This is a genomic window from Variovorax boronicumulans NBRC 103145 (genome assembly GCF_001591345.1).
Taxonomy (GTDB): domain Bacteria; phylum Pseudomonadota; class Gammaproteobacteria; order Burkholderiales; family Burkholderiaceae_C; genus Variovorax; species Variovorax boronicumulans.
The window spans coordinates 1-14,333 of sequence record NZ_BCUS01000141.1; the positions used below are offsets into that span (position 1 = coordinate 1).

Below are 14,333 nucleotides of genomic sequence, written 5' to 3' on the forward strand. Positions count from 1 at the left end.
AGGTGAGGCCGCCGCGCGACGCGGCCTGGCGCGCGGCGCCGGCTTCGCGGATGCAGGCGGCACGGTCCTGCTGGTTGTGGCCGCAGACCGCAATCTCCTGCTGGTAGGTGCTGCCGCCGCCGTCGCCACGGGCGGCCGTGGCGATGGTGGTGGTGGCCAGCCCGCTGAGTGCGAGCAGGGCAAAGATCATCGAACGCGCATTGTTTGGCATGGTGTGCTCCTTGTTGGCGTATCGGGGTGAAGGCCGGCCTCGCTCGATCAGCGCACCGGCTGCACGGGCTGTGGCGGCAGCGGGGTGACGGTTTCGCGGATCACGCCGCCGCCCATCACGCTGCCTTCGGTGGAGGTGCGCGCACCGCCGCGGATGCGCGCTTCGCAATCGGCACGGTCGGCCACGGGTTGTTCGCGGCAACGTGCGAGCGCGTTGGCATCTTCGCGTTCCGCACCGGGGGTGGTCAGGCCGTGGCGACCGGCTTCCTGGCGCGCGGCGCCGGCTTCGCGCAGGCACGCCGCGCGGTCCTGTTGCACGCCGTCACAGGTGGCGCGTTCCTTTTGCATCCGCGCGTCGCTGCCGGGCGCCTGGGCCGAGGCCAGCGGCGCACAGGCCATGAAGAAGCCGCCGAACGCCACGAGGGCGGCGGTCGACACGGTGGAACGGAGGGAATGGGTCGTCATCGGGGCTCCTGGAAAGGCGCGCCGTGCGAGCGGACATGAGGAAGACAAAAGCACGCAGGGCGCGACCGGTCCCCAGTGTGGGCCGGCCGGTGGCGCGGGGCTGTGGGACAAGCCGCACGCCGTGGAGCGGGCCGGACGCGCCCCTGCGTGTGGGACACGTCCGTCAGCGCAAGGAGGGCGGGCCTCCCGCGCTGCGGGGCGGGTGGATCAGCCTTGCGCGATGCGCTGCGCGAGGTGGGCCAGCGCCTCTTCGACCTGGTCGACGAGGATGAGCGACAGGTCGCCCGGCTGCAGCCGCGCCAGCGCGGTGTCGATGGCGACGAACTCGCCGCGGATCTCGTCGATCTGGCGCGTGCGCGAGGCGCCCTGCAGGCCCTGGCGCAGCAGCGCCATGACCTCGCCGTCGGCCCGGCCGCGCTGCGCCGCGTCCTGGTACAGGATCACGTCGTCGAAGGCCTGGCCGAGGATCGCGGTCTGGTCGCGGATGTCGGAATCGCGCCGGTCGCCCGCACCGCTGATGACCACCGAACGCTTGTTGGCGGGCATGGTGTCCACGGCCGAGACCAGCGCCTTCATGGCGTCGGTGTTGTGGCCGTAGTCGGCGATCACGGTGGCGCCGCGGTAGTCCATGACGTTGAAGCGCCCGGGCACGCCGGCCGCGTCGTTCATGAAGCTCGACAGGCCGCTGCGGATGGTGTCCCAATCGAGGCCCACGGCCCAGGCTGCGGCCACCGAGGCCATCACGTTGTCGACCTGGAAGCCGATGGTGCCGCCGCGCGTGATCGGCACGTCGCGCAGCGCGATGCGTTCGCGCCACGAGCCTTCAGCGGCCACCAGCGTGTCCTGGTCGACGTACACGGTGCGCTTGCCCTGCGCGCGGTGCGTGGCCATCACCGGGTGCATGCGGTCGGCGGTGAAGAAGATCACGTTGCCCGGGCAGCCGGCCGCCATGGCAGCGACGTTCACGTCGGCCGCGTTGAGCACCGCGTAGCCGTCGGGCGCCACGTTGCGCACGATCACGCGCTTGAGCACCGCCAGGTCTTCGACCGTGGTGATGTAGTTCAGGCCCAGGTGGTCGCCGCTGCCGATGTTGGTGACCACGGCCACTTCGCAGCGGTCGAAGCCCAGGCCCTCGCGCAGCACGCCGCCGCGGGCCACTTCGAACACGGCCGCGTCGACGTCGGGGTGCATCAGCACGTTGCGCGCGCTCTTGGGGCCGCTGCAGTCGCCGCTGTCGGTCTGGCGGCCGTTGACGTACACGCCGTCGGTGTTCGTCATGCCGGTGCGAAGGCCGCTGGAGGCAATGATGTGGTTGATCAGGCGCGCGGTGGTGGTCTTGCCGTTGGTGCCGGTGACGGCCACCACGGGAATGCGGCCGTCGTCGCCGGGGGCGAACAGCGTGTCCATCACCGCCTCGCCGACCGCGCGGCCGCGGCCGAACGAGGGCGAGATGTGCATGCGCAGGCCGGGCGCGGCGTTCACTTCGACCACGCCGCCGTGCTGTTCTTCGAGCGGGCGCAGCACGTTCTCGCAGACCATGTCGACGCCGCAGATGTGCAGGCCGACCATCTGCGCCGCATCGACGGCGCGCGCGGCCACTTCGGGGTGCACGGTGTCGGTGACGTCGGTGGCGGTGCCGCCGGTCGAGAGGTTGGCGTTGTTGCGCAGCACCACGCGCTGGCCCAGCTCGGGCACGCTCTCGGGCGTGAGGCCCTGCGACTCGAGCCGGCCGATGGCGATGTCGTCCAGGCGGATCTTGGTGAGCGAGGTGGCGTGGCCCTCGCCGCGGCGCGGGTCGAGGTTCACGGTGTCGACCAGCTGGCGCACGGTGGAGCTGCCGTCGCCGATGACCTGCGGCGGGTCGCGCCGCGCGGCGGCCACGAGGCGGTCGCCCACCACCAGCAGGCGGAAGTCGAAGCCGGGCAAAAATTTCTCGACCATCACCTCGCCGTACACGGCGGCCGAGTCGTAGGCTGAAGTGAGTTGCTCGCGCGTGGTGATGTTCACCGTCACGCCCTTGCCCTGGTTGCCGTCCTGCGGCTTGACCACGACCGGCAGGCCGATTTCTTCGGCGGCGGCCCAGCCGTCGTCGGCGCTGGACACGGGGCGGCCCAGTGGCACCGGCACGCCGGCGGCGTTGAGCAGCTGCTTGGTGAGTTCCTTGTCCTGCGCGATCGATTCGGCCACGCCGCTGGTGCTGTCGATCTCGGCGGCCTGGATGCGGCGCTGCTTGGAGCCCCAGCCGAACTGCACCAGGCTGCCACTGGTAAGGCGGCGGTACGGAATGCCGCGCGCCACGGCGGCGTCGACGATGGAGCCGGTGCTCGGGCCCAGGCGTTCCGACTCGTCGAGGTCGCGCAGCTCGGTGATGGCGGCGTCGGCGTCGAAGGCGGTGTCGGCCAGCGCGGCCTGGATCAGCTCTTCGGCCAGCGCGAGGGCGCGGCGGCCCACGTCTTCCTCGGTGTACTGCACGGTGACCTGGTACACGCCTTCTTCGGTCGTGGGCGCGGTGTTGCCGAAGTTGACGGCGCAGCCGGCCTGGGCCTGCAGCGCCACGGCGGCGTTCTCGAGCACGTGGGCCAGCGCCAGCGGCTGGCCGAGCACCATCGGGTGCAGCTCGCCGATGGTCGGGAAGCGGGCGCGCAGGCGGGCTTCGAACCCGTCGAGCTTGCCGACGGCGTTCTCGTCGCCTTCGCAGGCCACGACGGCCTCGATGGTGGTGTGGCGGCTCCAGAGATTGGGGCCGCGCAGGGCGCGGATGCGGGTGACTTTCATGGGGCTACGGCACGGGGCGCGCGGTTGCGGTGATCTTGCGGTGTGACCAGGGCGCCGGCCCCGCGGGTGGCGGGGCGGCGCATCGTGTCATGCCAGTTGTAGTTGGGGCGAAAGGGGCGAGGCCTGCGACAGCTGCAGCGAGGCCAGGGCCGCCTGCAGGTCGGCTTCGAAGGCTTCGACGCCGGCGCCGATCAGGTTGAGCGGAATGCCCATGGCCCAGGCGGCGGCCACGGCGGCCAGCAGGCTTTCGAGGCTCACGCCGACGTGGGTCGCGCGCCAGATGGTCAGGCGGCCCAGGCCGGGCAGGAACGATTCGCTCGTGCCGTTGGCCAGCACCACGCGGTCCTGGCGCACCAGCACGGCCTTGCCGCCTTCGGCCTGGTGCGCGGCGAGCGCGGCGGCCTGCGGGTCGGCCGCATAGAGGATGACGGCGCCATCGCACAGCGGCGCCAGGGCGGCGATGCGCGGCTCGTCGGCGTTGAGCACGGCCGTGCCTTCGCCCAGCACCACGTCGACCTGGGTGCGCAGCACCTTGACCATCTGGTCGCTCTCGGTGATGTCGTAGTCGGCAAGGGCTTCGCAGCCTTCGAGGTCGGTCACGATGCCGACTTCGCAGCGGTCGTAGGCCAGGCCGTCGCGCAGGATGGTCTCGGCGCCGTTCTCGATCACCACGGCCTCGACGGCGCGGTTCACGAGCAGGCGGTGGCCGGCGTCCCAGTTGGCGCTGTCGCGTGCATCGACGCGGCGGCGTTCCAGGAACAGGCCGTCGCGGCAGGCCAGGCCGGTGTGGCGCCCGCCGAGGTTGATGAGCCAGGCCACCAGCCGCGCGAGCACGGCGGTGTCGCGCGAACCGGCCACGCCCACCACGGGGATGCGGCCGGGCGCGTCGTTCGGGAACAGGTGGTCGCAGATGGCGCGGCCCACGGGGCGCGGCGAGCCGATGGCCGGCTTCAGGTGCATCAGCAGGCCGGGGCCGGCGTTCACTTCGACGATCGCGCCGCCCTGCGGGCCCAGCGGCTTGGAAATATCTTGCGCGACCATGTCGATGCCCGCGATGTCCAGGCCGACCACGCGGGCGGCGAGCACGGCGGCGTGCGCCACCTCGGGGTGCACGAGGTCGGTGCAGTCGTAGGCCATGTTGCCGTTGCGCTGGATCGTGACCACGCGGCCGGCGGCCGGCACCGAGGTGCCGTCCAGTTCCTGACGCTTGAGCTCCAGCTGGAGCTTGGCGTCGGTGGCCAGCACGATCACGTCGAGCGGGAATTCTTCTTCGGCGCCGCGGCGCGGGTCGCTGTTGAGCTGCTTGTCGATCAGCCCGGCCACGGTGCTGGTGCCGTCGCCGGTCACGGTGATGATCTCGCCGCGCGCGGCCGCCACCACCTCGCCGCCCACCACCAGCAGGCGGTGTTCGTGGCCGCGGATGAAGCGCTCGACCATCACGTCGCTGCCCTCGGGCTCGGCGACCGCGAAGGCGGCCATGACTTCCTCGCGCGTCGTCAATTCGAGCGACACGCCGCGGCCATGGTTGGCGTCCGACGGCTTCACGACCACGGGCAGGCCGATGTCCTCGGCGGCTTCCCAGGCTTCTTCGGGCGACTCGACCACCTGGCCGTGCGGCACGGGCACGCCGCAGCTGGCGAGCAGCGACTTGGTCAGCTCCTTGTCGCTGGCGATCGATTCGCCGATGGCGCTGGTGTAGTCGGTCTCGGCGGTCCAGATGCGCTGCTGGTTGGCGCCGTAGCCCAGCTGCACCAGGTTGCCGCTGTTCAGGCGCATGTGCGGAATGCCGCGGTCGGTGGCGGCGGACACGATGGCCGCGGTGCTCGGGCCGAGGTAGCAGTCCTCGACCTTGGCCTTGACGGCCTCGACGGCGGTCTGCACGTCGGCGGCGGTGAACGGGTCGTTGTTGATGGCCGCCATCAGCAGGCGGTGGCCTTCGGTCAGCGCCACGCGGGCGACCTGCTCGTCACGCGCGCGGAACACCATGCGGTACACGCCGTGCTCCGAGGTGCTGCGGGTTTGCCCGAAGCCGGTCGGCATGCCGGCCAGGTTCAGCAGTTCGATCACGACGTGTTCCAGCACGTGGCCCGACCAGGTGCCTTCGGTGAGGCGCTGGATGAACCCGCCGCGCTCGCCCACGCCGCAGTGGTGCTCGATGAGCGCCGGCAGCAGGGTGGTCAGCCGGTCGGTGAAACCGTCGATCTTGTTGGAGGGGAAGTCTTCCAGTTGGCCCAGGTCGAGCCAGACTTCGAGCACCGGACGGTAGGTCCAGAGGTTGGGACCGCGCAAATAGTTGATGCGCAGCAATTGGATGTCGTCGAAACGGGTCATGCAAACGTTCGATGTGCTTTGGCCGAGCACCACGGCGCCTTCAAGCGCTCCCATGGCGATCGGTCAGAATCGGCGCCCGACCAAGGACGCCATGACGCGGTCCCTGCGGCCCGCGACGGGCAAGAGTCAAATAAACACAATGCAACATCACGATCCAGTCGGCGCCCAGGCGGGCGAAACGGAGGCGGTCTCAGGCGTGCTGAAAAGCCGACTCGCAGGCGCTGAAAACGTTTCGGTAACACTTGCGGTTGACCTCGACGACCAACTTCGCTTCGCCACCGGCCTCGTCGCCCTGACCGACAAGCGGCTCGTGGCCCTGGAGCCGGGCGGCGAGTGGCGTGAGTGGCCACTCACCGATCAAGCCTTGGAAATGCGTCTTTCCGACCACGCAGGCGTCGGAACCCTCGACCTCATCGGCCCCGCCGGACAGCTCGCCCGCTGGCGCTACACCCTGGCCGGCCAGCCGGCGGCGCTGAAGCTGCTCAAGCTGTTCGGCCAGCGCGCCGCGCCCGCTGTCGCGAAGGCGACAGAAGAGGTGCCCGAACTTCTCGACGTGGACGGCACCGACACCGAGCTGCAGACCCCGCCCTCGACCTGGGTGCTGCTGCGCCTGGGCCGCTTCGCCGGGCCGTACCGCAAGCAGCTGATCCTCGGGTTTGTCCTGACCCTGATCTCCACCGCCGCCACGCTGGTGCCGCCGTACCTGACCATCCCGCTGATGGACGACATCCTGATCCCGTTCCAGAACGGGCAGAAGATCGATTCCGGCCGGGTCGGCCTGTACCTGGGCGGCCTGCTGATCGCGGCGCTGGTCGGCTGGGGGCTGGGCTGGGCGCGCACCTACCTCTTGGCGCTGGTCTCGGAACGCATCGGCGCCGACCTGCGCACCACCACCTACGAGCACCTGCTGACCCTGCCGCTGGACTACTTCGGGGGCAAGCGCACCGGCGACCTGATGGCGCGCATCGGCTCGGAAACCGACCGCATCAACGTCTTCCTGTCGCTGCACGCGCTCGATTTCGCCAACGACGTGCTGATGATCGTCATGACGGCGGCCATCCTCATCTCGATCAACCCGCTGCTGGCCGTGGTCACGCTGGTGCCGCTGCCCTTCATCGCCTGGATGATCCACGTCGTGCGCGACCGCCTGCGCACCGGCTTCGAGAAGATCGACCGCGTCTGGTCCGAAGTGACCAACGTGCTGGCCGACACCATCCCCGGCATCCGCGTGGTGAAGGCCTTTGCGCAGGAGCGCCGCGAAGCCGAGCGCTTCCGCGTGGCCAACGCCTACAACCTGCAGGTCAACGACAAGCTCAACCGCACCTGGTCGCTGTTCACGCCGACCGTGTCGCTGCTGACCGAAATCGGCCTGCTCGTGGTCTGGGCCTTCGGCATCTGGCAGGTGGCGCGCGGCAGCATCACGGTGGGCGTGCTCACCGCCTTCATCGCCTACATCGGCCGCTTCTACACGCGGCTCGATTCGATGAGCCGCATCGTCTCGGTCACGCAGAAGGCCGCCGCCGGCGCCAAGCGCATCTTCGACATCCTCGACCACGTGAGCAACGTGCCCGAGCCGGCCAACCCGGTGAAGGTGGAGCGCGTGCAGGGCCGCATCGAGATGAGCGGGCTCGGTTTCCGCTACGGCTCGCGCGCCGTGATCCACGACCTCGACCTGACCATCGAGCCCGGCGAGATGATCGGCCTCGTGGGCCACAGCGGCTCGGGCAAGAGCACGCTGGTCAACCTGATCTGCCGCTTCTACGACGTGACCGATGGCGCCATCAAGGTCGACGGCACCGACATCCGCCGCTTCGCCGTGGCCGACTACCGCCGCCACGTGGGGCTGGTGCTGCAGGAGCCGTTTCTGTTCTTCGGCACCATCGCGCAGAACATCGCCTACGGCAAGCCCGATGCCACGCGCGAAGAAGTCGTTGCAGCGGCCCGCGCGGCCCACGCGCACGACTTCATCCTGCGCCTGCCGCATGGCTACGACTCGCTGGTGGGCGAGCGCGGCCAGGGCCTGTCGGGCGGCGAGCGCCAGCGCATCAGCATCGCGCGCGCGCTGCTCATCGACCCGCGCATCCTGATCCTCGACGAGGCCACCTCGGCCGTCGACACCGAGACCGAGAAGGAAATCCAGAAGGCGCTCGACAACCTCGTGCAGGGCCGCACCACCATCGCCATCGCGCACCGTTTGTCCACGCTGCGCAAGGCCGACCGCCTCGTGGTCATGGACCGCGGCGAGGTGGTCGAGGTCGGGCCGCACGACGCGCTGATGGCCAAGCAGGGCGCCTACTGGCGCCTGTACCAGGCGCAGCTGCGCCAGGGCGACGAAGACGACGTGAGCGAAGGTGCCGCCGACGAGCGCGCCAACGCCCAGGCGCCGCTGGCCGTGAGCCACGCTGCCCATCCGGCAGGGGACGTGTGATGAGCAGCACCAACGACAACACCAACTTCCAGCTGGCCCGCGACACCTTCGGCCGCCTCGTGCTGACCGACGCGCAGGGCGAGCACCACGTGGGCGTGACACCCGTTCGCGCCTTTCCGCTGAGCGCGCCCAATGAGGGCGTGTCGCTCGTCGGCAGCGAAGGCCGCGAACTCGTGTGGGTCGACCGCGTCGACCAGCTGCCCGCGCCCACCCAGGCGCTGCTGACCGAAGAACTCGCCGTGCGCGACTTCGCGCCCACCTTGCTGAAGCTGCACGGCGTGTCCAGCTTCGGCGTGCCCAGCACCTGGACCGTGAGCACCGACCGCGGCGACACCAGCTTCGTGCTCAAGGCCGAGGAAGACATCCGCCGGCTCGAAGGCGGCGCGCTGCTGATCGCGAGCGCGCACGGCGTGCAGTTCCGCATTCCCGATGCGAAGGCGCTCGATCGCGCGTCGCGCAAGCTGCTGGAGCGCTTTCTCTAGAAGCAGCGCAGAACAGGGCGGCCCGCAGCATCGATCGGCTGCGAAAATCGTGTATTTGCACTACAACGGCCCCGCCGTTGACGGACATGCCCCTGCACACCACCGCCCTCGTTCTCTTCTCCGGCGGCCAGGACTCGGCCACCTGCCTGGCCGAGGCCCTGTCCAAGTACCAGCGTGTCGAAACCCTGGGCTTCGACTACGGCCAGCGCCACCGCGTCGAGCTCGACGTGCGCGGCACCGTGCTCGCCAAGATCCGCGAGCGCTTTCCCGAATGGGCGCCGCGCCTGGGCGAAGACCACGTGCTCACGCTGGCCGCGCTGGCCCAGCTCGGCGGCTCCTCGCTCACCGAAGAAGTCGCCTTCGCCATGCAGGCCGACGGCCTGCCCAACACCTTCGTGCCGGGGCGCAACCTGCTGTTCCTCACGCTGGCGGGCGCGCTGGCCTACCGGCGCGGGCTGCAGGTGATCGTCACCGGCGTGTGCGAGACCGACTTCTCGGGCTACCCCGACTGCCGCGACGACACCATGAAGGCGATGCAGCTGGCGCTGTCGCTCGGCCTGGAGCGCCGCCTCGTCATCGAGACGCCGCTCATGTGGATCGACAAGGCCGAGACCTGGGCGCTGGCCCACCGCCTGGGCGGCCAGCCGCTGGTCGACCTGATCGTGGAAGAAACCCACACCTGCTACCTCGGCGACCGCGAACACCGCCAGGCCTGGGGCTACGGTTGCGGCGAGTGCCCGGCCTGCGATCTGCGCAAGAAGGGCTGGGAGCGTTACGTCGCTGCGGCCTGAGCCGCTGTAGAGGTATCGAGCCGGTAGCGCGCGCCGCCGGCTGCACTTTCGTCCTGCGGCACCAGCGTCCACCGCTGGCCATGGAAGTCGCCCACGGCGGGGCGGTGCGCGATCGACACCATCGCACCGCCACCCGCGCGCACCGTGTCGGCCAGCCGTTGGTAGAGCACGGCTTCGGCCGGTGCATCGAGCGCGCTGGTCACTTCGTCGGCGAAGAGCCACGCCGGCTTCTTCAGCAGCACCCGCGCGATGGCCAGCCGCTGCTGCTCGCCGCCCGAGAGCTTCTGGCTCCAGGCGTCGCTGTCGTCGAGCCGGTTCACCAGGTCGGGCAGTAGCGCATCGGCCAGGGCTTGGCGCAGCTGGTCGTCGCTGAAGCCGGCGGCCGGGTGCGGGTAGGTCAGCGCCTCGCGCAGCTTGCCGTCGGGCAGGTAGGGGCGCTGCGGCATGAAGACCGCGTCGGCCGGGGCCTGCACCTTGCCGCTCGCGAACGGCCAGATGCCCGCGAAGGTGCGGAACAGCGTCGACTTGCCACTGCCCGACGGGCCTTGCAGCAGCACGCTGTCGCCGGGGCGCACCGCCAGCGCGGCACCGGCCAGCAGCTGCGTGCCGTTGGGCAGCGCGAGCGTGAGGTCGCTGGTGCCCAGCGTGGTGGCGCCTTCTTCGCGCTGCAGGCCGTCTTCGCGCGTGGCGTGGGCGCGCATCGCGTCGTCGAAGCTGATCAGGCGGTCGGTGGTGGCGCGCCAGACGGCCACGCGGTCGTAGTTGGTCACGAACCAGCTCAGCGAATCCTGCACCTTTTCAAAAGCGGTCGAGATCTGGATCAGCGCACCCAGCTGGATGGCGCCGCTGAAGAAACGCGGCGCCGACACGATGAACGGAAAGATCACCGACGCCTGCCCGAACATCGCGGTGAAGGTGACCAGGTTCTTCTGCTTCTTGATCAGTTGCAGGTAGTTGCGCAGCACGGCGCCGAAGCGCGTGTCGAGCTGGCCGCGCTCCACCGTCTCGCCGCGGTCGAGCGCGATGGCTTCGCTGTACTCGCGCACGCGCACCAGGTGGTGGCGGAAGTCGGCCTCGAAGCGCTGCTGGCGGAAGTTCAGGCCGATCAGCGGCCGGCCGATGAAGTGCGTGATGACCGTGCCGACCACGCAGTAGACCAGCGCCAGCCACACCATCGAGCCGGCGACCTGGTAGGTGCTGCCGCCCAGCGACAGGTCGAAGGTGCCCGACAGGCCCCACAGGATGCCGATGAAGCTCAGCAGCGTGACCACCGCGTTCAGGATCTCCATCGACAGCGTCATCGTGGCGTTGGTGAACATCTGCATGTCCTCCTGGATGCGCTGGTCGGGGTTGTCGGGCGTGGCGCCGTCGGCCTGCGCGTAGCGCGCCAGCTCCAAGTGATAGAAGGCGCGGTCGGCCATCCAGCGGCCGAGGTAATGGCGGGTCATCCACGAGCGCCAGCGCAGCTGCAGCAGCTGCGTCAGGTAGAACTTCGCCACCTGGATCGCGATGTTGAAGAAGGCCAGCACGGCGAACACGCGGATCTCGCGCCAGAAGACCACCGCGTCCTTGTTCTGCAGCCCGTCATAGAAGCGGCCGTACCACTGGTTGAAGAGCACCAGCGCATACACATACGCCAGGTTCAGCGCGACGATGCCCGTGAACATGAGGCGCGCCCGCCATTTTTCTTCGTCCGAACTGAAGTAGGGCGCCGCGAGCCGCAGCACGCGGCGCAGGACCTGGACGAACGCGCCGGCACGCGCCGCGATGGTGGGAGATGGAGCAGATGACATGCGGATTTCCTCGCAGGCGCAGGGGCGCCGGACCTCGTGAGGAAACCATCGTAGACAAATGTTTCTTAAACGGGGCTGAAAGTCGGCCCGCCGTCCCTTCGTCCCGCCGGCCCTCAGCGCAGCATCACGCGCGCCGCCGTCGCCAGGAAATGCGCGAGCGGCGGCGTTCGCAGCCCCTCGGCCTTGGCCGCTTCGTCCCACAGCCGCAGCCGCACCGCGTCGCCCGACCACGGCAGGCCGGCAAAGCGCTGCGCCGCGTCGTCGTCCATCACGCCGCCCTGCAGCGCCAGGCTGCGCACCGAATCGGGCGAGAGCATCGACACGTAGCCCGGCCGCGTCGCGCACAGGTAGCGCTTGGCGTCCACGTGCAGGCGGATCGGTTCGCGCACCGCCACGTCGAAGGCGCCGCGCAGCAGCGGCAGCGCGATGTACTGGTGGCGGTCGTCAATGCCCAGTTCGGTGGGCGAGAGCGACAGCGTCTGGTGCTCGGCGATCAGCAGGTGCCCCAGGTCGTGCAGCAATGCGGCCGTCACGAGCGTGTCGCCGGCGCCGGCCTGTTCGGCCAGCCAGGCGCATTGCAACGCGTGTTCGAGCTGCGACACCGGCTCGCCCGCATACGCCAGCCCGCCGCGTTCGGCGAACAGGCGAGCGATCTCGGCGAGGTCGAGTGTCATGGAATTGCAAAAGAACGGGTGCGACAGCCTGTACAGGCTCGCGTCGCTCGATGACAGCCGTGTGACGAAAGTGCAAACGCCGCAGCGCGGGTACGGCCGTGTGACAAACCTTTGTCACATAGCGCTGCGAGCATCGCTGCGTTCACGGCTCCGGCCGTGTTTTCTTTTTGCGTACACCGCCTGTTCTTACCTCGAGGGAATCTCCCATGCTGCATCGTCGTCTGATGTGGGCCGCCGTGCCCGCCGCCTTGTTCTCGCTGGCCTTCGCCGCCTCGGCCCAGGGCCGCACCGAGCTGCTGGTCTACACCGCGCTCGAAGCCGACCAGGTGCAGGCCTACAAGGCCGCCTTCGAAAAGGAGAACCCGGCCATCGAGCTGAAGTTCGTGCGCGACTCCACCGGCATCGTCACCGCCAAGCTGCTGGCCGAAAAGGCCAACCCGCAGGCCGACGTGGTGTGGGGCCTGGCCGCCACCTCGCTGATGCTGCTGGACAAGGAAGGCATGCTCCAGCCCTACGCCCCCAAGGGCCTGGACGCCATCAAGCCCACCATGCGCGACACCGCCAACCCGCCCAAGTGGGTCGGCATGGACGTGTGGTCGTCGGCCATCTGCTTCAACACCGCCGAAGCCACGAAGAAGAACCTGCCCAAGCCCACCAGCTGGGCCGACCTCACCAACCCGGTCTACAAGGGCCAGATCACCATGCCCAACCCCGCGGCATCGGGCACCGGCTACCTCATGGTGTCGGGCTGGATCCAGATGATGGGCGAGGACAAGGCCTGGAAGTACATGGACGCGCTGCACCAGAACATCGGCGTGTACAGCCTGTCGGGCAGCAAGCCCTGCCGCCAGGCCGGCGCCGGCGAGTTCGCGCTCGGCATGTCCTTCGAATACCGCGCCAACAAGACCAAGCGCGACGGCGCGCCCATCGACATCGTGCTGCCCAAGGAAGGCCTGGGCTGGGACATGGAAGCCACCGGCATCATCAAGACCAGCAAGAAGCAGGACGCCGCCAAGGCCCTGGCCGACTGGGCCGTGACGAAGCAAGCCAACGAGCTGTACGCGAAGAACTTCGCCGTGCTCGCGCTGCCGGGCATCCAGGAAAAGCTCGAGTTCGTGCCGGGCGACGTCGAGAAGCTGCTGGCCAAGAACGACTTCAACTGGGCTGCCGCCAACCGCGACCGCATCCTGACGGAATGGTCGAAGCGCTACGACGCCAAGGCCGAGAAAAAGCCAATGTGATCTGGGTTTCGGGTAGCCGCACATGACCAGCTTTCTTTCTCTTCGCGGCATCGGCAAGTCCTTTGGCGCCACGCGCGTGCTCGACGGCATCGACCTGGACATCGAGCCCGGCGAGTTCGTCTGCCTGCTCGGCCCTTCGGGCTGCGGCAAGACCACGCTGCTGCGCATCGTGTGCGGCATCGAGCGCGCCGACAGCGGGCAGATCCTGCTCGGCGGTCAGGACATCGCGGGCCTGCCGCCCGCGGCGCGCGGCTTCGGCGTGGTGTTCCAGTCGTATGCGCTGTTCCCCAACCTCACGGCCGCGCAGAACATCGCCTACGGCCTGCACCCCACGGGCGCGCTGGCGCGCGAGATGGCCAAGCGCTCGCGCGAAATGCTCGACCTCGTCGGGCTCACCGCGCATGCCGACAAGTACCCCGTGCAGCTCTCGGGCGGCCAGCAGCAGCGCATCGCGCTGGCGCGCGCTTTGGCGCCCAACCCGCGCCTGCTGCTGCTCGACGAGCCGCTCTCCGCGCTCGACGCGCAGGTGCGCGCCACGCTGCGCAGCGAAATCCGCGCGCTGCAAAAGCGCCTGGGCATCGTCACCATCATGGTCACGCACGACCAGGAAGAAGCCCTCTCGATGGCCGACCGCGTGGTGCTGATGCACAACGGCCGCATCGAGCAGGCCGGCACGCCCGACGAGCTCTACCGCCAGCCGCGCACCCGCTTCGTGGCGGGCTTCGTGGGCCGCATGAACATGCTGCCCGCCACCGTGCTGGCCGGCGGCAAGGTGCGTGTGCGCGACAGCGAACTGTTCTGCGCGCCCGGCAGCCTCAGCGTGGGTTCGCAGGCCACCGTGGGCATCCGGCCCGAGCATGTGGTGGTGAAGCGCTTCGGCTCCGAACTCGGCACCAACAGCTTCGCCGCGCGCCTGCTCGACACCGAGTTCTTCGGCAACCGCACCTCGGCCCGCCTGGCCTGCGAGCCGCTGGGCATCGAGATCGAGGCCGAGCTGCCCGCCGATGCGCGCAGCGGCGGCGAAGAGCCGCTGGTGCCCAGCAGCATGGTGCACATCCAACTGCCTTTGAACGCGCTGTCGGTCCTGGCGCAATGAAATGACATCGGGCTTGTCGGTGCCTTGTCGTTGGGAGCGCAGTCCTT

10 protein-coding genes and 1 pseudogene are annotated in these 14,333 nt (G+C 69.4%); 5 read left to right on the forward strand and 6 right to left on the reverse strand.

Annotation, left to right across the window (positions count from 1 at the left end):
- From VBO01S_RS27410 to VBO01S_RS27425, 4 genes and pseudogenes are all read right to left on the reverse strand, one after another.
- Positions 1-211: pseudogene (locus tag VBO01S_RS27410) on the reverse strand (hypothetical protein); the annotation flags it as partial.
- Between the two features lie 47 nt (positions 212-258).
- Positions 259-675, reverse strand: coding sequence for a hypothetical protein (locus tag VBO01S_RS27415; RefSeq protein WP_062481303.1), 417 nt, complete (start codon positions 673-675; stop codon positions 259-261).
- A gap of 207 nt (positions 676-882) precedes the next feature.
- Positions 883-3,450 carry a cyanophycin synthetase gene (cphA, locus tag VBO01S_RS27420; RefSeq protein WP_062481305.1) on the reverse strand — a complete coding sequence of 856 codons (2,568 nt, stop codon included), beginning with the start codon at positions 3,448-3,450 and terminating at the stop codon, positions 883-885.
- A gap of 87 nt (positions 3,451-3,537) precedes the next feature.
- Positions 3,538-5,781, reverse strand: a complete 2,244-nt coding sequence (locus tag VBO01S_RS27425) for a cyanophycin synthetase (protein WP_255221216.1) — start codon at positions 5,779-5,781, stop codon at positions 3,538-3,540.
- Between the two features lie 139 nt (positions 5,782-5,920).
- On the opposite strand from VBO01S_RS27425, the gene VBO01S_RS27430 reads away from it, so the two are divergent.
- From VBO01S_RS27430 to queC, 3 genes are all read left to right on the forward strand, one after another.
- Positions 5,921-8,209 carry a cyanophycin metabolism-associated ABC transporter gene (locus VBO01S_RS27430; RefSeq protein WP_062481309.1) on the forward strand — a complete coding sequence of 763 codons (2,289 nt, stop codon included), beginning with the start codon at positions 5,921-5,923 and terminating at the stop codon, positions 8,207-8,209.
- Positions 8,209-8,691: a cyanophycin metabolism-associated DUF1854 family protein gene (locus VBO01S_RS27435; protein WP_062481311.1), complete on the forward strand. Its 483-nt coding sequence runs from the start codon at positions 8,209-8,211 to the stop codon at positions 8,689-8,691. Before VBO01S_RS27430 ends, VBO01S_RS27435 begins: the two co-directional genes overlap by 1 nt.
- Before the next feature lie 86 nt (positions 8,692-8,777).
- The gene (gene queC, locus VBO01S_RS27440) at positions 8,778-9,482 is read left to right on the forward strand and encodes a 7-cyano-7-deazaguanine synthase QueC (RefSeq protein WP_062481313.1); all 705 of its coding nucleotides are present in this window, start codon (positions 8,778-8,780) and stop codon (positions 9,480-9,482) included.
- On the opposite strand, the gene VBO01S_RS27445 is transcribed toward queC, so the two are convergent.
- Both VBO01S_RS27445 and VBO01S_RS27450 read right to left on the reverse strand, forming a co-directional pair.
- Entirely contained in the window at positions 9,464-11,275 is a 1,812-nt protein-coding gene (locus VBO01S_RS27445; RefSeq protein ID WP_062481315.1) for an ABC transporter ATP-binding protein/permease, read from the reverse strand. The genes queC and VBO01S_RS27445 overlap by 19 nt on opposite strands.
- Positions 11,276-11,388: 113 nt before the next feature.
- Positions 11,389-11,949, reverse strand: coding sequence for a phosphonate degradation HD-domain oxygenase (locus VBO01S_RS27450; protein ID WP_062481317.1), 561 nt, complete (start codon positions 11,947-11,949; stop codon positions 11,389-11,391).
- Positions 11,950-12,155: 206 nt separating this feature from the next.
- On the opposite strand from VBO01S_RS27450, the gene VBO01S_RS27455 reads away from it, so the two are divergent.
- Together VBO01S_RS27455 and VBO01S_RS27460 are read left to right on the forward strand one after the other, a co-directional pair.
- A complete protein-coding gene (locus VBO01S_RS27455; RefSeq protein ID WP_062481319.1) occupies positions 12,156-13,190 on the forward strand; it encodes a putative 2-aminoethylphosphonate ABC transporter substrate-binding protein in 1,035 nt (344 codons plus the stop codon).
- Between the two features lie 22 nt (positions 13,191-13,212).
- Positions 13,213-14,286: an ABC transporter ATP-binding protein gene (locus tag VBO01S_RS27460; RefSeq protein ID WP_062481321.1), complete on the forward strand. Its 1,074-nt coding sequence runs from the start codon at positions 13,213-13,215 to the stop codon at positions 14,284-14,286.
- Positions 14,287-14,333 lie beyond the last annotated feature (47 nt).